Source organism: Novosphingobium jiangmenense (assembly GCF_015694345.1).
GTDB classification, from domain to species: domain Bacteria; phylum Pseudomonadota; class Alphaproteobacteria; order Sphingomonadales; family Sphingomonadaceae; genus Novosphingobium; species Novosphingobium jiangmenense.
In genome coordinates this window covers 89,645-106,305 of the sequence record NZ_JADQDC010000005.1, presented here as the reverse complement: position 1 = coordinate 106,305, position 16,661 = coordinate 89,645, and the positions used below count along the sequence as shown (strand labels likewise).

The following is a 16,661-nucleotide window of genomic DNA, read 5'->3' as shown; positions in this document are numbered from 1 at the left end:
GGGGCCAGATGGCGATCATGCCCAGCATCAGGATCATTATCGCCGCTGCCTTCGCCTCTGTGGCGCTGGCGGCTTCCGCCGCGTCCGGCAATGTTGCGGACCCCGTGCCCCGTGTGCCGCAGTTCGGGATTTGCGCCACCGGTCCGCGGGTTACCTGCGTGGTGGACGGCGACACCTTCTGGCTGGAGGGCACCAAGATCCGCATCGCCGACATCAATACGCCGGAAATCTCGAAACCTTCGTGCGCCGCAGAGGAAGCGCTAGGCTGGCGTGCGACCCGGCGTCTGGTCGAACTGCTGAATGCGGGGCCCTTTGTGCTTGAAGTGCAGGGACGGGAGACGGACCGCTACGGCCGTGCGTTGCGGGTGGTCACGCGCAAGGGGCAGAGCCTTGGCGCCATTCTGGAAGCAGAAGGCCTGGCCGAGCGCTGGAAAGGCCGACGCGGCAACTGGTGCAACGTCGCCTGAACCTCAGGCCGCGCGCAGCCCGGTTACGGCCCTTGCGCCGCGATCCTGTGCAGACAGGCCATCGAACAGGGCATCGACGATGCGCGCCAGCTTGTCCTCGGTCAGGCGGGGCATGAACATCGTCATGGTCTGCAACGCGCAGTAGGGCGCGCACATCTGGTTGACGAGACTGATCGTTTCATCGACTTCGAGCCCGGCGAAATGTCCGTCGCTCATGCCCTCGCCAATGATCTCGCCAAGGTAGTGGTCGGCAAGGTCGATATAGCTGCGCACCTGCTCGAAATAGTCGCTGCCGACTTCGATATAGGTCTCGAGCTTGGCCGGATCGGCTTCCCACTTCTTCTTCATGACGAGGAAGCGCCGGGCGAAGAACTCGTACATCTTGCGGCGCGGCGGCAGGTCGCTCGCCAGCACATCTTCCATGATGTCGACCATCGGCTTGAACCAGTGGTCGGCAATCGCCTCCATCAGGTCCTCGCGCGTTTCGAAATAGCGGGAGAGGTGCGGCTGGCTGATCCCGGCGCGGGCGGCGAGTTCGGCAAGGTTGAGCCCGGCACCGCCGCGCTCCTCGACCATGCCTTGCGCAAGTTCGACAAGCCGGGCCCGCATAACTTCCCGCTCTGTTCCGGATTGAGCCATGGTTCCCGCGCGTCCTGAGTCCTGCCTCTCCATCGCATTGTAGGGAGGGCAGGGCGGGCAGACAATGGCCGCGCATACGAAGACTCATTTTGGAGGTCGCGACCAAACGGCCTTCAAAGCGCAACACCGATCGGCTAGGGCACGGGCAACCGGTTGCACCCGTTACGATAAGGTCGCTCTCCCGATGCTTTTGCGCGCTCGCTTTCTCCTGCCTCTCGCCCTGTCCGGAGTTCTCGGTGCTTGTGCAGCGCCGATGGCGGGGAGCCAGGGGAGCGGTCCGGTGGAAATCGGGATCGTCGGGATCAACGATTTCCACGGCAGCCTCGAACCGCCGCGTCAGGCGGTGAACGTCAGCGATGGCAAGGGAGGCATTACGCCGGTTCCGGCCGGTGGCGCGGCGTGGCTGGCATCGGCAATCGATGCGATCCGGGCGAAGCATCCGCTGTCGATGACGGTTTCGGCCGGAGACATGATCTCGGCCTCGCAGCTGGCGTCCTCGCTCTATCTCGACGAACCGGCGATCGGCGTAATGAACCGCATCGGCGTGGACTTCAACGCGGTGGGCAACCACGAATTCGACAATGGCCAGCAGGAACTGCTGCGCAAGCAGAACGGCGGCTGTGAGAAGTTCACGGCGAAGGAGCCTTGCGCGCTGGAGAAGTTTACCGGGGCCACATTCAAGTACCTCGCCGCCAGCACCAGGCGCGCCGACGGCTCGACGCTGTTTCCGGCGGCGGGGCTGAAGACCTTCGGTAGCGGCAGGCGCGCCGTGACGGTGGGAGTGATCGGGCTGACGCTGAAAGGCACGCCCAATCTGGTCAATCCCACCGGCATCCAAGGCCTGACCTTTGAGGACGAGGCCGACACGATCAACGCCGCTGTGCCGAAGCTGAAAGAGCAGGGGGCGGACGCCATCGTCGTGCTGATCCACGAAGGCGGGCGCACCAAGGGCGATCCCGATCCGCAAGGGTGCAGCGATTTTGCCGGTGACATCCGCCCGATCCTCGACCGGCTGGACACGCGCGTGGACGTCGTCGTTTCGGGCCACACGCACTGGTCCTATGTCTGCGATTACAGCAAGCTCAATCCCGCAAAGCCGTTCCTGCTGACCAGCGCGGGCGTCTATGGCGAGCTGGTTACCGACATCACGCTGACCATCGATCCGGTGGCGGGGCGTGTGGTCTCGAAGAAGGCCGAGAACGTGATCGTGCAGTCGGTGCCGTACAAGGGCACGCGTGGGGATATCGGCACTACGCCGCTTTTCCCGGTGTTCCAGCCTCGCGCAGACATTGCCGCATATGTCGCCAAGTACGTCGAGGCATCGAAGGAATACACTCAGCGCCCGATCGGCAAGATCGACCGTGCAGCGCCCAAGAACGAGGGCGCGGAAGGCGGGGCGGGTGGGCCTCTCGGCAATCTCATCGCCGATGCGCAGCTTGGCGCGACGCGGGACAAGGGCGCGCAGATCGCCTTCATGAACCCCTTCGGCATCCGCGCCCCGCTGGTCCCGGGCGACGACGGCACGCTGACCTTCGGCGACATCTACCTGTGCCAGCCCTTCGGCAACAACGTGGTCACCGAAAGCATGACCGGCGCGCAGATCAAGGCGGTGCTGGAAGAGGGGCTGGACGATACCGGGCCGAAGCAGGCGCTGGCTCCTTCAACCGGCTTCGAGTTCCGTTATGACCCGGCGCGGCCTGCGGGGGATCGCATCGTTTCGATCACGCTGGATGGCAAGCCGCTGGACATGGCGAGGACCTACCGCGTGACGGTGAACGGCTTCCTCGGCCTTGGCGGCGATGGGTTCTCAGGCTTTGTCGGCAAGCCGGACACGGTGACGGGCCCGACTGACATCGATGCGCTGGAAAGCTGGATCAAGGCAGTGCCGGTGCGGACTGTGCCGCAGGAGGTGCGGGCTGGGGTGGTCGGCTGAGGGCTCTCAGCCGAACAGCCAGTGCCCAAGCAACCGATCGAACGGAAATGTGAAGAATCCGGCGATCAGAAGGGCTCCGAAAACCATGCCGCGCACAGCGCTGCGGTGGCGATTCACATCGTGCCGTCTTGCCGCAAGAACGATGATCGGCACCTGTATCAAGGTCCAGACCGAGAGGATGTGAATCAGGCTGAAGCTGCCGCGATTGGTCAGGCGGATGAACAGGCTGTCTACGGCAGTAAGCGTCATGGCAGCGACCCAGACATAGCCGAGCTTGCGATGACCCGGTGTGCCGCGCCGCTGCCAGAGGATGACGGGTGTGAGACCGAGCGCGGTGGCGATCGTGGCAAGATGCACCCAGACCACCAGCGGGATGCGCCCCCAGTCAGGCATGCCGCGCAAAATCGCAGCACTCATAGCCGCAAGCATGACCAGCGCTCCTGCGCCGAGGAATCTTTCAAACCGGTCCGGACCGGCAATCGATGCTGTCGCCAAGATTTACCCCCGCTTCGGCGGCCACGGGATGAAGCCCGACGTCCGCTCGACGTATTGCTTATAGCCTGGGCGGCGATCTGCAATTCCCTTCTCGAGCAGCGGCTTGCCCGACCACTTGGTCAGCGTGAACGTCAGAAACACCGGCCCGATCAGACTCGCCAACGCCACCCACAGACCCGCTTCGGCGGCGGCGAGCCAGATGCCCCACCAGACGCAAGCGTCGCCGAAGTAGTTGGGGTGGCGGGTGTAGCGCCACAGGCCGGTCTGCAGGACCTTGCCCTTGTTCGCGGGATCGGCGCGGAAGGCCTTCAGTTGGGCATCGCCCACCGCCTCGAACGTGATGCCGAGCAGCCACAGCGCGGCTCCGGCCATGGCCAGCGGGCCGATCGGCGCCGGCGCTCCGCTGGCGAGCACGCCGAGTTGCGCGGGCAGGCAGGTGATGAACAGCAGCAGCGCCTGTGGAGCGAACACGAACTTCAGCGCGGCCGACGCAAACTTGCCCTGCGCCTTGGCCTTGCCCAGCATCTTCGCATAACGCGGGTCTTCGCCGTGGCCCTGCCAGCGGGTGTAGAGGTGCCACGCCAGCCGCGTCGCCCAGATCACCGCCATGCCTGCGATCAGGCTCGCCCGCGCGCCGGGGCCTCCCTGCACATGCAGCCACGAGGCCAGCGCCAGCACGCCCATGCCGCCGCCCCACACCGCGTCGATGAAGCTGACATCCCCGATCTTCACTGCCGCGCGCCACAGCAGGCCCATGCCGACCACGAGGATCGCTACGTTGATCAGCAGGGCCAGCGGCAGTGTTTCAGGCATCGAGATTCTCCGGCGGTTCGGTCAGCCCGCGGCCGGGGTGCTTCGGCGTGACCTTGCGGTAGACTTCGAAGATCTTGCGCATGTCGGCTTCATAATCGCCAGATGGCCAGATGGCCGGGCCGAGACCGCCGGTCTTGGTGCCATAGTCCATCATGCCGACAATCATCGGCACCTTGGCTTTCAGCGCGATGTGATAGAACCCGCTGCGCCACTGGCCGACCGCGCTGCGCGTGCCTTCGGGCGCGATGGTCAGCATGAAACGGTCGCGCCGGGCGAATTCGGCAACCATGGCATCGACCACGTTCTTGCGCGCCGAGCGGTCGATCGACACGCCGCCCATGTCGCGCATGAAGCCGCCCAGCGGCCAGCGGAACAGGCTGTCCTTGGCCATGAAGTGCGGCTTGAGGCCAAGGTCCTCGGTCAGCCCGATGAAGTAGAGGAAGTCCCAGTTCGAAGTGTGCGGCGCGGCAATGATCACGCAGCGACCGTTCTCCGGCGGCGTGCCCACGGCTTTCCACCCCCGGCTGCGGTAAAACCACACCAGCGCCTTGCGCACGATCCGCGATAGCAGGCTGGGCCTGCGATCCTCGATTGCCCCGTCCATCCTCTTCTCCCCCTCAGGAGATTAGCGTGGGAACCGGAAGCTGTCTAACGCTCGCCTGCATCGGGCCACGCGGCCATGCGCGGGGTCGAGCGGCGCAGGAACAGACTGGGCAACTTCACCAGCATCAGCGACTTGTGAATCCAGTAATCGGCCCAGCGCTCGCGCCACCTGGCCTTCTCGCGACCCTGCGCATCGAGCCATGCGGCATAGGGCATCCAGTGGTCCGGCTCGTCCTTCTCGACCACCTCGAAGATGCGCTTCATTGCCTTGTCGGAGCGGACGTGGCTGTTTTCGAGCAGGATTTCCACCTGCCGCATCCCGCGCTGCTCGGTCAGCATGATTACCCGGCACAGTTTCTCGAATGCTTCCGGGCTGGCGATCACGCCTTGCGTATCGAGATCGTCGATCGTGCAGCCGAACACCTTCTGAATGAAGCGGTCGATGTGGCCACAGGTGGAATCAACCGCGAGCGGCATCGTCCCGCGCAGTTCGAACCAGCGCTTGAACATCACGTAATGCTTGCGCTCGTCGGCCCGGTGCTTCTCGATCGCGGCGATGAAGCCGGGATTGTCCGGACACCGCACCCGCACCGCATCGAGCACGCGGTCGAGCGAGGTGTAGCCGCGATGCTCGTTGTAGAGGTAGATCGACCCCAGCACATCGAGGAAGCGCGCACGGAAGCGGGTGTAAGGATCTGCCACGAGAGCACCATACGCCTGTCAGACGCTTGCGTTCCAGCCCCCAAAGCCTAGAGGGCAATCATGGCCATATTCACAAAGAACCCCAAGTTCGACTGGATCCTGCGCTGCGGCTGGAAGGGGCTGTGTCCCAAATGCGGCAAAGGGCCGATGTTCCGGGGGTGGCTCAAGCTGCAGAAGACCTGTCCGGAGTGCGGCCTCGATTACCAGTTCGCCAATGCCGATGATGGCCCCGCCTTCTTCGCGCTGTGCATTACCGCTTTTCCGCTGACCTTCTTCGCGGTCTGGCTCGAAGTCGCCTATGCGCCGCCCTGGTGGGTTCACGTGCTGACCTCGGTGCCGATCCTGGGCATCGGCTGCCTTGCCACGCTGCGCCCGTTCAAGGGCTGGCTGGTCGCCTCGCAATATGTGAACGGCGCGATCGAGGCGGGGACGGAAAGCTTGTGGAACAAGCTCAACGCGCGCGAGCGCGACTCCGAATAGCCGATTGCCCCGAGCCAGCAATGCCGCGCGAACGCCCAAGTGACGGGAAGCGTTTGTGAATCGCGAGCTTGCCGTTATTCCTGCTGATGCGGAAGGGGAACGATCGGTGGGATTCGGGCAGAGGAGGCTGGTGATTGCCGGATTTCGTCCGGGCAGCCCCTCGTTGCATGATGTTCTTTGGTGGATGCTGGCCGCGCTGATTGCCGGGCTTGGCGCTGCGCTTCTCTGGGCGCTTGTCACCCCGGTTTCGCCGCTCGGCAACTGGACGCCACGCGGGGTGCGCATGATGTCACCCACGGCACGGGCCGCGCTGTTTGCGTCGGTGGATCCCTTCAGCCGCACGCCGCCTGCATCGGTTCAGGCCACCGATTCCGGCGCGGTGACCTCGCTTGCCCTCACGCTCTTTGCCACGCGCGCGACAGCCGGGGGCGGGGGCACGGCCATCATCGCCGGGGCCGACGGCCTGCAGCAGGTCTATCGCGTAGGTGCCGAAGTGCAGCCGGGGATTACCCTGGCCGAGGTTGCGTTCGACCATGTCGCCCTGTCCCGCAACGGCGCGAAGGAATTGCTCTATCTCGACCAGTCGGGTGCCGCGCCCAGTGCGCAGGGCGTCGTGGCGGCAAATCCCGTTGCCGTCCCTGCCGCGCCCGGCAGTGGCGTCAGCATTGCGGCGATGCGCAGCGGAGTGAACTTCGGCCCGCGCGCCGAGGGAGGCAAGATTGTCGGCGTCGAAGTCCTGTCCTCGGGCGATGGCTCGGCCTTCCGTGCAGCGGGCTTCCAGCCGGGGGACGTGATCACCGCTGTTGACGGCAAGCCGATCACCAGCGCTGCGGATGCCGCGGCGCTTTCCGGCACGATCCGTGCCGGCACTTCAGTAGCGGTTACCGTCCGTCGCGGCGACCGCCAGCTTCCTCTTGCAATAACAATGGCTCCATGACCCTGCGCAAGCTCCTGTCTCCCAAGATGCTCCTCGGCGCGGCAGCGCTGGCTCTCGCCGTGCCGCAGGCCGCGCTGGCGCAATACACGCTCAACGTGCGCGAGGCCGACATCCGCGCCTTCGTGGCCGATGCCGCCGAGGTGACAGGGCGGACTTTCATCGTCGACAGCCGCGTGCAGGCGAAGATCAGCGTCGTCTCCGACCGCCCCCTCAGCCGTTCGGAATACTTCGAGGTATTCCTCTCCACCCTGCGCGCGAACGGGCTTGTCGCGGTGCCGACCGGCAACGGCGCGTTCCGCATCCAGCCCGCCGATGGCGCCGCGTCTAACCCGTCGCGCATCGGCAGCCGGGGCGCGGCGCAGAGCCAGATGGTCACCGAGGTCATCCGCCTGCGCGCGATCGATGCCGCTCAAGCTGTCGAGACTCTACGCCCGCTGATCAGCAAGGAAGGCGCGATTACTGCCAACAAGGCCGGCAATTCGCTGGTGGTGGTCGACTATGCCGACAACATGCGCCGCATCCGTGCGCTGCTGTCGGACATCGACCGCGACAATGCCGCGACGCAGACGGTGATCCTCGAGCATGCCGGTGCGCGCGAGATTGCAACGGCGCTGAGCCAGTTGGTTCCGGCAGGCGGCGAGGGCGCACGTTCGCTGGCGACGGTGGTGGCGGTGGACAGCTCCAACGCCGTGCTGATGCGCGGCGAACCGGCGACGCTGGCCAAGCTTGCGGCGATGGCGCGGCAACTCGATGCCAAGGCGGCGACCGGGGGCGAGATCAAGGTCGTGTGGCTGGACTATGCGGATTCGGCGGCGCTCGTACCGGTGCTCGAACGGCTGCTTGGCGGGCAAGGCGGGGGCGAGGTGGCTTCGGCCAGTGCCGCGCCGGTTTCGCTGGGCGGCGTGGGTGCCAACCAGACCTCGACTGCAGGAACGCAAGGGTCGACCGGGCCTGCCGCTGCAACCGGCGGCACCGCGACTAGCCCGATCGGCGCTACCTCGGGCGGGCTAGGCACCGGGCCGATCAAGCTCGCCAACGGGCGCGGGACGGCCACGATCACCCGCTATCCCGGCGCCAACGCGATCATCATTGCCGCACCAGCCGACGACCAGCGCCGCATCGGCGAGGTGATCCGCCAGCTCGACGTGCCGCAGGAGCAGGTGCTGGTTGAGGCGATCATCGTCGAGATTTCGAACAACGTGGCCAAGGAGCTGGGCGTCCAGCTGCTGTTCGGCGGCAAGGACAAGCCCTTTGCCGTGACCAACTTCTCCAATTCCTCGCCCAATATCATCGACATTGCGGGCGGTCTGCTGGCCGACAACCTGAATCAGACGACGACCGTGGTGAACGGCGCGACGGTCACCACCACGACCAACAGCACGGCAGGCGACCTGCTGCGCGAGAACGCGGCGAACAAGGTGCTCTCGGCCAGCGGCGCCTACACCGGGTTCCTCACCGAACTGTCGAAGGATACCTACCTCGGCGCGCTGATCAACGCGGTGCAGACCGACAAGAACTCGAACATCCTTTCGACTCCGCATATCACCACCAACAACAACGTGCCCGCCTCGATCCTGTTCGGTCAGGAAGTGCCTGTCTCGACCGGCGAGGCGCTGTCGCAGGGCAATTTCAACGACCGCTTCCGCACGATCCAGCGCCAGAACGTCGGCATCGAGCTGGACGTTACGCCGCAGATCAATGCCGGGAACACGGTGCGGCTGGACCTGCGGCAGGAGGTCAGTTCTGTTGCAGGGACGGTGTCGCGCAGCTCGCCTGAACTGATCATCAACAAGCGCGAGATCAGGACGACGGTGACCGTGGGGGACCGCGAGATCGTCGCGCTGGGCGGGCTGCTTGACGACAACGAGCAGCGCACGCTGCAAAAGGTTCCGATCCTTGGGGACATCCCGCTGCTGGGAGAGGCGTTCAGGTCGCGCGCGCGCAGCCGGGTCAAGACCAATCTGATGGTCTTCATCCGCCCGACGATCATGCGCAATGCGGCGGACCGGCAGGCGCTGGCCGCGCGCCGCTATGGCGTGATTCGCGAAGCGCAGGTGCAGTTCAATGCCAAGCAGGAGCCGACCATCGACGAACTGATCGTCGACTACATGGGCGCGACGCTCCCGGCCGCGCCCTCTGCGCAAGTGGCAGTCGTGGCTCCGGGCGATACGCTGATCCGCCCGCGTGCTGCTCCCGCGCCGATCGAGCAGACCGAACTGCCGCCGAGCAGCGTGCAGAACTGAGGCATGGACGGCGTGGAGGCCATCGACGGGATCGAAGAGCCGCTGGTCGATGCGGTGACGGTCGTGGCGCCTGGGCTCGTGCCATCGGTGCCCTATTCCTTTGCCCGCGACAATGGCGCGCTGGTCGAGGGTTTGCGTGATGATCACGTCGCGGTTGCCCTGCGCGAAGGGGGCAATGCGCTGTCGCTGCTGGAGATCCGCAGCACATTCGGCCTGCCGCTCAGCCTGCGCCGGGTGTCCTCGGCAGACTTCGAGAAGCTGCTCGCTGATGCCTATGCGATGGACGGGGCCGCTGCCGCCGTGGCGGGCGACATGGGCATCGCGGGCGACAGTCTCGATCCTCTCGCGCTCGGCCTGCCCACCGCCGAGGACCTGCTCGACAGTGCCGACGATGCGCCTGCCATCCGCCTGATCAATGGCCTGATCGCCGAAAGCCTGCGGCAGGGCGTCTCGGACATCCACATCGAACCGTACGAGACCGCGCTGGTCGTGCGCATGCGCGTCGATGGCGTGCTGACCGAGAAGTTGCGCATGCCGCCGCATGTCGCCCCGGTGCTGGTCAGCCGCATCAAGGTCATGGCGCGGCTCGACATCGCCGAACGCCGCGTACCGCAGGACGGGCGTATTTCCCTGAGCCTTGGCGGCAAGCTGGTCGACGTGCGCGTCTCCACCTTGCCCAACCGCGCAGGGGAACGCGTGGTGATGCGCCTGCTCGACAAGAACAACGCGGGGCTTGATCTCGCCCACCTCGGCCTCGATGCCAAGGCCGAGGACACGCTGCGCCGTGCGCTGGCCGAACCGAACGGCATCGTGCTCGTCACCGGCCCGACCGGTTCGGGCAAGACCACCACGCTCTACGCCGCCCTGCGTGGGCTGAACGATGGCCAGCGCAACATCCTGACTGTGGAAGACCCTGTGGAATATGCTGTGGATGGCGTTGGCCAGACTCAGGTCAATTCCAAGGTCGGCCTGACCTTTGCCGCGGGCCTGCGCGCGATCCTCCGGCAGGACCCCGATGTCGTGATGGTCGGCGAAATCCGCGACCGCGAGACCGCCGACATTGCCGTGCAAGCCTCGCTCACCGGCCACCTCGTGCTCTCCACGGTCCACACCAACGATGCTGCGGGCGCCGTCACCCGCATGCGCGACATGGGCGTGGAGCCGTTCCTGCTCGCCTCCACCTTGCGCGCGGTCATCGCCCAGCGCCTCGTCCGCCGGCTCTGCCCGCATTGCCGCGAGGAGCGCGCGCTTGATCCGGGCATGGCCGACGTGCTGGGTATGAAGGCCGGGCGCACGGTCCATTCCGCGAAGGGCTGCGGCGAATGCGGGCAGACCGGCTATCAGGGCCGCGTCGGCGTGTTCGAGGCATTGCGGGTGGACGATGCCATCCGCCAGATGATCCACGACAACGCGGATGAAGCGGCGATCACCCGCCACGCCTTCGCGGACTCGCCGACGCTGGCCAAGGCCGTCCGCCGCATGGTCAAGGACGGCATCACCAGCCCTGAGGAAGCGGCGCGCATCATGCGGCGGGACGGCTGATGGCGCGCTTTGCCTATCACGTGATCGACCCGAAGGGGGCCGAGCGCCGCGGCGCGATCGAGGCTGCCACGGAGGCGGCGGCGCGCGACAAGCTCGCGGCGCGTGAATGGTTCGTGGTCGCGCTCAATGCCGATGCCGCCGCTTCGGCGCGGCGCGCGGCAAGTGGCACAACCGGCCTTGCGCTCTTCGCCACCAAGCTGTCCGCCAAGCAACTCGCCCTGTTCACCCGCCAGCTTTCTTCGCTGATGGTCGTCAGCCCGCTCGAGGAAACGCTGCGCACTATCGCGCGGCAGACCGAGAAGCCCAAGGCGCAGGCCATTCTCTCGAACGTCCACGCCGGCATCGTCGAGGGCCTGCCCCTGGCCGAGGCGATGCGCCGCGAGGAGCCGAGCTTCCCGCCGATCTACCGCGCGATGATCGCTGCGGGCGAGAACTCTGGCAGCCTCCCCGCCATTGCCGACCGCCTTGCCGACATGCTCGAGCGGCAGGCGCAAGTGCGGGGCAAGATCGTCGCCGCGCTGGCCTATCCGATCGTGCTGTCGGTCGTCGCGATTGCGGTGGTGACCGGCCTGATGATCTCGGTCGTCCCGCGCGTGGTCGAACAGTTCGACAATGCCAGCCGCCAGTTGCCTATGCTGACGCGCGTGGTCATCGGCATCTCGCAGTTTCTCAGCACATGGTGGTGGGCGCTGCTGGCGCTGTTCGCGCTGGCAGTGGTCGGCTTCGTCCGCTCCTTGCGCAATCCCGCCTTCAAGCTGCGCTTCGATGCCGCGCTGCTGCGGCTGCCCTTCGTCGGCAAGCTTATCCGCGATGTCCATGCCGCCAGCCTTGCCCGCACGCTCTCCACGATGATCGAGGCGAGGCTGCCGCTGGTCGACGGCCTGCGCCTGGCCACCCGCACGGTCTCGAACGCTGTCCAAGCGCAATCGCTCGCGCAGATCAGCGAGAAGGTCCGCGCCGGCGGTTCGCTCTCCACGGCCTTGCGTGAAGCGGGCACTTTCCCGCCATTGCTGGTCTATCTTGCCGCCAGCGGCGAGGCGGCGGGCCAGCTCGGGACCATGCTCGAACGCGCCGCCGACTATCTCGAGCGCGAGTTCGAGGCCTTCACCGCCGCTGCCATGGCCCTGCTCGAACCCGCGATCATCGTGGTGATGGGTACCATGGTCGCGCTGATCATCCTCGCCATCCTGCTGCCGATCCTGCAGCTCCAGAACCTCACCGGACTGTGATGACCATGACCGAAGCCATGCCGAACCAGACCTCCGAAACCGAAGAGGAACGCCGCCGCAACGGCTTCAGCCTTGTCGAACTGATGGTCGTGATCTTCATCATCGGCCTGCTCGCCACCGTGGTGCTGATCAACGTGCTGCCGAGCCAGGACAAGGCGATGGTGGTCAAGGCGCGCAGCGATATTGCCACTCTCGAACAGGGCATGGAGATGTACCGCCTCGACATGGCAAGCTACCCCGGCCTCGCCGAAGGGCTGGGTGTGCTGAAGAACCCGCCCGCCAATCTCGGCCAACCCCAGAACTACCGTTCCGGCGGCTATGTGAAGGACATTCCCACCGATCCCTGGGGTCACCCCTACCAGTATCAGGTGCCGGGCCGCGATGGCCGCCCGTTCGAGATATTCTCGCTGGGCGCCGATGGGCAACCCGGCGGCAGCGATCTCAACGCCGACATCTACGCCGGAAAGAACTGAAACGACGCAATGGCAAGCGCGCCTGCCCCTGCTGACGGACTGATCGTGATCCTGCCGCCTGCGCCGGGCGATCCCTGGCGTTTCCGCCGCGTCGGCGATCAGGGCGTGGGGGCAGAGGAGTTTGCAGCAGAACTGCCCGAGCACGGCTCGCTCACAGTCCTCGTGCCCGCAGCGCACGCTCCTGTTGCCGACAAGCCCCTGCCCGCGATGCCCGTTGCGCAGGCGCTGGCGGCGGAACGGCTCGCCCTCGCGCAGGGCGGTCTTGCGGCAGAGCGCCACATCGCCGTCGGCGCCGCCAATGGGCGGCTGCTGTCCAGCCGGGTTGCCGCCGCAGACATGGACCGCTGGCTGGCCGCGCTGGCACAAGCGGGAGCCGATCCTCAGGCGATGGTTCCGGCTGCCCTCGTCCTGCCCCGGCAGGAGAGCGCGCTGGTTCTGGGTGCGCTTGGCGGACAGTTGCTCGCCCGCACCCCGGACGCTGCCTTCGCCGCAGAGGAAGCACTGGTCGATGCCTTGGGCGAAGGATTGGACCAGACCGCGCTTGATGACGATGCCCTTGCCGAACGGCTGGCGCAGGTCCACGCCGCGCCGCCGCTCAACCTGCGCCAGGGCATCTACGCACCGCGCCGCGTTTCGGTGTTCCGCACCGCCAACTGGCTCGGCCTTGCCCGCATGGCTGCTGTCGCCGCACTGCTCGGCCTGCTGCTGATGCTGGTGTGGATCGTGAAGCTTGACCTCGACAGCAACGCGCAGGAGGCCCGCGTGCTCGAACTGGCACAGAAGCGCTTCCCCGCTGCAACCGATCTCGACACCGCCGAACGCCTCCTCACCGCTGAACTCGCCAGGCGCGGCGAAGGCGGGGCGAGCTTTGCCGCACCCACCGCCGCACTGCTCGATGCCATGCGCCCGGTCCCCGCAGTCAAGCTGCGCGATCTGGGCTATGGCGCTGATGGCACCTTGCGCTTCACCGCCGCCGCGCCCCGCGCCGAGGACATCAATGCCGTGTTGATCGCGCTACAGGACAATGGCTGGAAGGTCACCGTCCCCCCTGCGCTGGCGCCTGACCCTACCGGCGCCACGGTCGCCGCCATCACCGTGAGGACTCCATGATGCAGCGGCTCAGCACATGGTACAACGGCCTGACGCAACGCGAGCGCGTGCTGGTGAGCATCGCCGGCGCGCTCGGCGCAGTTGTGCTCCTGGTCTATGGCGTGGTGCTGCCGCTGGGCCAGGCGCTCGACGCCGCGGCCACGCGCCATCGCGAAGCAACCGAACGGGCGGGGCGCATCGTCGCCGGATTGGAAGCGCTCAAGCGCGCGCCTGCGCCACGCTCCGCCAGCCTCGCCGGACCCGTCGAGCAAGTGGCCGGAGCCAGTGCGCAGGAAGCCGGTTTCGTCGTCCAGTCCAACCAGCGGCGCGGGTCCGACATGGCGGTGCTGGTCATCCCCACGGCGCGGCCCTCAGCTGTGCTTGCCTGGCTCGATGGCCTTGGCGAACAAGGCCTTGCGGTGGAACAGGTGACGCTGACGCCTGCGCCCGACGGCACCGTTTCGGTCAACGTCACCCTGCGCAGGGGCGGAGCGTGATCGGCCGCTGGATCTTCGTTCGCGGGGCTGCGATGGGCCGCCGTGGCTGGCTCGCGCTCGCCGCGCTGTTTGCGCTGGGACTGATCGCGTTGCTGCCGCTGCGGCTCGTTCTCGCGCTGGCGATGCCCGGGACGGTCACTGCGCGCAGTGTCGAAGGCAGCGTCTGGAGCGGGCGCATCGCCGATCTCAACGCTGGACCTTTGCCACTCGGGACGGTCGAGGCCGGACTGGAACCCTTGCCCCTGCTGATCGGACGCCCGCAATTCGCCCTTTCGCGAGAGGGCTTTTCGGCAAAGGTCGCGCCATCGCGCATTGCCGAGGCCAACGGCTCGGTGGTCCTTCCTGATGGTCTTGGGGGCTTGCCCGTCACCTCGATCGGCTTCGGCGACCTTTCCGTCGTGATGGATGGCGGTCAGTGCATCAAGGCGCAAGGGACGCTCAACCTGACGCTCGCCTCGCTCGGTCCGCTACTGCCCGATGCGATCACCTTGTCCGGACAGGCACGTTGCGAGAAGGGCGCGCTGGTCGTGCCGATGCGCGGGCCGCAAGGCATGGAGCGGCTCATCCTCAAGCTTGGTGGCGACGGTCGCTGGCAGGCGGACCTGACCTTGACCGGGCTGCCACAGGAAACGGCAGATGCGCTGAAGTCGTCAGGGTTCGACGCCCGTCCCGGCGGCGTCGGCATCGGGACGGGCGGAACCTTCTGAGGTTCAGGCAAGCGTCTGGGTGAGGAACCATGCGCGCTGTTCCGCCTGGTCGGTCCAGTCGTCCGCCATGCCTTCGGTGGCGTTGTCGCCTGCTTCGGTGGCGGCTGCCTTGACCGCACGGATCGCCTTGACCAGCGCCACGTTGTCGTCGCGCAGCGCCTTGACCATTTCCATGGCGTCGACCTTCGCACGGTCGTCATCCTTGATCGAAGCCTTGCCGGCGATCGCGCCGATCCCGGTCAGAGTGTCGCCGCCGTTCTTGCGCACGCGTTCGGCGATGATGTCAGTCAGGGCGAACAGCTCGGCGGCCTGCTCGTCGAACATCAGGTGCAGGTCGCGGAACTGCGGCCCGGCCACGTGCCAGTGATAGTTCTTGGTCTTGAGGTAGAGCGTGAAATAGTCGGCCAGCAGGCCGTTCAGGCTGTCGATCAGGGCCTTCTTCGCATTGTCGCCGGGCATGACATTCCCTTTCGTGTCCGGGTTGTTGAGGCCCTTATACGCCAGATCGTTTGAAAGGTTTCATGCAATAATGCGGCGAGTTTGATCGATTTATACGATCATAATGCTGGCGTTCTGCGGCCCCGCAAGAGCAGCAGCCCGGCCAGCGCGGATACCAGTGACCCTCCGAGAATACCCAGCTTCGCTTCCTCGACGAGCAGCGGGCTCTGCGGGAACGCCAGTCCTGCAATGAACAGGCTCATCGTGAAGCCGATCCCGCAAAGCAGTGCCAAGCCCCAGAGCTGGCGCAGGCTGGCACCTTCGGGACGGCGGGCAATTCCGAGCTTCTCGGCCCCGAGAATGCTGCCGAGGATGCCGACCTGCTTGCCCAGCACGAGGCCAAGGCCGATCGCCAGCGGCAGGGTGATCGATCCGCCCTCCGGCAAGCCGAGATGCACGCCGGCATTGGCAAGGCCGAACAGTGGCACGATCAGGAAACCGTTGGGCGCGACCAGCGCGTGCTCAAGCCGTAGCAGCGGGCTGTCATGCTGCTTGTTGAGCGCCAGCGGCACGGTCAGCGCTGCCAGAACGCCGGCGATGGTGGCATGAATGCCCGAATGCAGCACCGCGAACCATAGTGCCACCGCTCCGACAATGTAGGGCAGCAGTGCGCTCACCTTCGCGCGATTGAGCACGACCAACGCGACCAGTATCGCCGCTGCAATCCCCAGCCACGCAAGGTCGAGGCCACTGGTGTAGAAAAACGCGATGACCAGCACCGCGCCGAGATCGTCGACGATCGCCACGGTCAGCAGGAACAGGCGCAGCGACGATGGCAGGCCCTTCCCAGCCAGCGCCAGCACGCCGATGGCAAAGGCAATGTCGGTAGCCGAGGGGATGGCCCAGCCGCGATGCAGTGCAGGTTCTCCGCCAGCAACCGCGATGTAAATCAGTGCTGGCACGGCCATCCCGGCAAAAGCCGCGATCACCGGCAGGCGTCGGCGGCTCGGGCTGGAGAGAGCGCCATCCAGGACCTCGCGCTTGATCTCGAGTCCGACGACGAAGAAAAAGACCGCCATCAGCGCGTCGTTGATCCACATGTGCAGGCTGTTGAGCTTGGCGATTGGAGTCCACGTCAGCGGATCGTGAATCAGCCCATGCCACGTCTCGGCGAGGGGGGAGTTTGCGAGGACCAGCGCAATCGCCGCGCAGATCATCAGGACGATTCCCGGTGCCGCCTCGTTGCGCGTCAAGTGATGCAGGATCCGCTTGAAGCCTGAATTTCCTGCCATTCTCGAATCATCCATTGTTCACGAAGCTTGGCCCTTGGGCATAGCATCCCCTTGTGCCGACGGGGGTCTGGCACGTCAAACA

18 protein-coding genes are annotated in these 16,661 nt (G+C 66.1%); 11 read left to right on the top strand and 7 right to left on the bottom strand.

Annotated elements, in window-relative coordinates:
- Positions 1-8: 8 nt before the first annotated feature.
- Positions 9-467, top strand: coding sequence for a thermonuclease family protein (locus I2488_RS09165; protein WP_214652302.1), 459 nt, complete (start codon positions 9-11; stop codon positions 465-467).
- A gap of 3 nt (positions 468-470) precedes the next feature.
- Here the strand turns inward: I2488_RS09165 and I2488_RS09160 are convergent, their stop codons facing one another.
- Entirely contained in the window at positions 471-1,076 is a 606-nt protein-coding gene (locus tag I2488_RS09160) for a TetR/AcrR family transcriptional regulator (RefSeq protein WP_196275498.1), read from the bottom strand.
- Positions 1,077-1,290: 214 nt separating this feature from the next.
- Here I2488_RS09160 and I2488_RS09155 point away from each other — a divergent pair, with 214 nt between their 5' ends.
- Positions 1,291-3,039 (top strand): bifunctional metallophosphatase/5'-nucleotidase, encoded by a 1,749-nt coding sequence (locus I2488_RS09155; protein WP_196275497.1) that lies wholly within the window; start codon positions 1,291-1,293, stop codon positions 3,037-3,039.
- A gap of 6 nt (positions 3,040-3,045) precedes the next feature.
- Here I2488_RS09155 and I2488_RS09150 read toward each other — a convergent pair whose 3' ends face one another.
- From I2488_RS09150 to I2488_RS09135, 4 genes are all read right to left on the bottom strand, one after another.
- Positions 3,046-3,456: a DUF2306 domain-containing protein gene (locus I2488_RS09150; RefSeq protein WP_246465581.1), complete on the bottom strand. Its 411-nt coding sequence runs from the start codon at positions 3,454-3,456 to the stop codon at positions 3,046-3,048.
- Between the two features lie 81 nt (positions 3,457-3,537).
- Positions 3,538-4,347: a DUF1295 domain-containing protein gene (locus tag I2488_RS09145; RefSeq protein ID WP_196275495.1), complete on the bottom strand. Its 810-nt coding sequence runs from the start codon at positions 4,345-4,347 to the stop codon at positions 3,538-3,540.
- On the bottom strand, positions 4,340-4,951 hold the full coding sequence (locus I2488_RS09140; RefSeq protein WP_196275494.1) for a lysophospholipid acyltransferase family protein: 612 nt from the start codon (positions 4,949-4,951) through the stop codon (positions 4,340-4,342). Before I2488_RS09140 ends, I2488_RS09145 begins: the two co-directional genes overlap by 8 nt.
- A gap of 44 nt (positions 4,952-4,995) precedes the next feature.
- A complete protein-coding gene (locus I2488_RS09135) occupies positions 4,996-5,652 on the bottom strand; it encodes a ferritin-like domain-containing protein (protein WP_196275493.1) in 657 nt (218 codons plus the stop codon).
- A gap of 60 nt (positions 5,653-5,712) precedes the next feature.
- Here I2488_RS09135 and I2488_RS09130 point away from each other — a divergent pair, with 60 nt between their 5' ends.
- From I2488_RS09130 to gspN, 9 genes are all read left to right on the top strand, one after another.
- A complete protein-coding gene (locus I2488_RS09130) occupies positions 5,713-6,132 on the top strand; it encodes a DUF983 domain-containing protein (protein WP_196275492.1) in 420 nt (139 codons plus the stop codon).
- A 163-nt stretch (positions 6,133-6,295) separates the two neighbouring features.
- Positions 6,296-7,069, top strand: a complete 774-nt coding sequence (locus I2488_RS09125) for a type II secretion system protein N (protein ID WP_196275491.1) — start codon at positions 6,296-6,298, stop codon at positions 7,067-7,069.
- Positions 7,066-9,312, top strand: a complete 2,247-nt coding sequence (gspD, locus tag I2488_RS09120) for a type II secretion system secretin GspD (RefSeq protein ID WP_196275490.1) — start codon at positions 7,066-7,068, stop codon at positions 9,310-9,312. Before I2488_RS09125 ends, gspD begins: the two co-directional genes overlap by 4 nt.
- A gap of 3 nt (positions 9,313-9,315) precedes the next feature.
- Positions 9,316-10,854: a type II secretion system ATPase GspE gene (gspE, locus tag I2488_RS09115; protein WP_196275489.1), complete on the top strand. Its 1,539-nt coding sequence runs from the start codon at positions 9,316-9,318 to the stop codon at positions 10,852-10,854.
- Positions 10,854-12,083, top strand: a complete 1,230-nt coding sequence (gspF, locus tag I2488_RS09110; RefSeq protein ID WP_196275488.1) for a type II secretion system inner membrane protein GspF — start codon at positions 10,854-10,856, stop codon at positions 12,081-12,083. Before gspE ends, gspF begins: the two co-directional genes overlap by 1 nt.
- Positions 12,084-12,088: 5 nt before the next feature.
- Positions 12,089-12,556, top strand: a complete 468-nt coding sequence (gene gspG / locus I2488_RS09105; RefSeq protein WP_196275667.1) for a type II secretion system major pseudopilin GspG — start codon at positions 12,089-12,091, stop codon at positions 12,554-12,556.
- A gap of 9 nt (positions 12,557-12,565) precedes the next feature.
- The gene (gene gspL, locus I2488_RS09100; RefSeq protein ID WP_196275487.1) at positions 12,566-13,666 is read left to right on the top strand and encodes a type II secretion system protein GspL; all 1,101 of its coding nucleotides are present in this window, start codon (positions 12,566-12,568) and stop codon (positions 13,664-13,666) included.
- Positions 13,666-14,142, top strand: coding sequence for a type II secretion system protein GspM (gspM, locus tag I2488_RS09095; protein WP_196275486.1), 477 nt, complete (start codon positions 13,666-13,668; stop codon positions 14,140-14,142). Before gspL ends, gspM begins: the two co-directional genes overlap by 1 nt.
- Positions 14,139-14,849: a type II secretion system protein N gene (gspN, locus tag I2488_RS09090; protein ID WP_196275485.1), complete on the top strand. Its 711-nt coding sequence runs from the start codon at positions 14,139-14,141 to the stop codon at positions 14,847-14,849. The genes gspM and gspN overlap by 4 nt, the downstream gene beginning before the upstream one ends.
- 3 nt (positions 14,850-14,852) lie before the next feature.
- Here gspN and I2488_RS09085 read toward each other — a convergent pair whose 3' ends face one another.
- Together I2488_RS09085 and nhaA are read right to left on the bottom strand one after the other, a co-directional pair.
- Positions 14,853-15,308 carry a Dps family protein gene (locus tag I2488_RS09085; protein ID WP_196275484.1) on the bottom strand — a complete coding sequence of 152 codons (456 nt, stop codon included), beginning with the start codon at positions 15,306-15,308 and terminating at the stop codon, positions 14,853-14,855.
- Positions 15,309-15,406: 98 nt separating this feature from the next.
- Positions 15,407-16,579 carry a Na+/H+ antiporter NhaA gene (gene nhaA, locus I2488_RS09080; protein WP_196275483.1) on the bottom strand — a complete coding sequence of 391 codons (1,173 nt, stop codon included), beginning with the start codon at positions 16,577-16,579 and terminating at the stop codon, positions 15,407-15,409.
- Positions 16,580-16,661: the final 82 nt, after the last annotated feature.

Excerpts from the sequence above, each read along its gene's own strand:
- I2488_RS09165 (WP_214652302.1), top strand. The coding sequence starts at position 9 with ATGGCGATCATGCCCAGCATCAGGATCATTATCGCCGCTGCCTTCGCC.
- I2488_RS09160 (WP_196275498.1), bottom strand. The coding sequence starts at position 1,076 with ATGCGGGCCCGGCTTGTCGAACTTGCGCAAGGCATGGTCGAGGAGCGC.
- I2488_RS09155 (WP_196275497.1), top strand. The coding sequence starts at position 1,291 with ATGCTTTTGCGCGCTCGCTTTCTCCTGCCTCTCGCCCTGTCCGGAGTT.
- I2488_RS09150 (WP_246465581.1), bottom strand. The coding sequence starts at position 3,456 with ATGAGTGCTGCGATTTTGCGCGGCATGCCTGACTGGGGGCGCATCCCG.
- I2488_RS09145 (WP_196275495.1), bottom strand. The coding sequence starts at position 4,347 with ATGCCTGAAACACTGCCGCTGGCCCTGCTGATCAACGTAGCGATCCTC.
- I2488_RS09140 (WP_196275494.1), bottom strand. The coding sequence starts at position 4,951 with ATGGACGGGGCAATCGAGGATCGCAGGCCCAGCCTGCTATCGCGGATC.
- I2488_RS09130 (WP_196275492.1), top strand. The coding sequence starts at position 5,713 with ATGGCCATATTCACAAAGAACCCCAAGTTCGACTGGATCCTGCGCTGC.
- gspD (WP_196275490.1), top strand. The coding sequence starts at position 7,066 with ATGACCCTGCGCAAGCTCCTGTCTCCCAAGATGCTCCTCGGCGCGGCA.
- gspE (WP_196275489.1), top strand. The coding sequence starts at position 9,316 with ATGGACGGCGTGGAGGCCATCGACGGGATCGAAGAGCCGCTGGTCGAT.
- gspF (WP_196275488.1), top strand. The coding sequence starts at position 10,854 with ATGGCGCGCTTTGCCTATCACGTGATCGACCCGAAGGGGGCCGAGCGC.
- gspG (WP_196275667.1), top strand. The coding sequence starts at position 12,089 with ATGACCGAAGCCATGCCGAACCAGACCTCCGAAACCGAAGAGGAACGC.
- gspL (WP_196275487.1), top strand. The coding sequence starts at position 12,566 with ATGGCAAGCGCGCCTGCCCCTGCTGACGGACTGATCGTGATCCTGCCG.
- gspM (WP_196275486.1), top strand. The coding sequence starts at position 13,666 with ATGCAGCGGCTCAGCACATGGTACAACGGCCTGACGCAACGCGAGCGC.
- I2488_RS09085 (WP_196275484.1), bottom strand. The coding sequence starts at position 15,308 with ATGCCCGGCGACAATGCGAAGAAGGCCCTGATCGACAGCCTGAACGGC.
- nhaA (WP_196275483.1), bottom strand. The coding sequence starts at position 16,579 with ATGGCAGGAAATTCAGGCTTCAAGCGGATCCTGCATCACTTGACGCGC.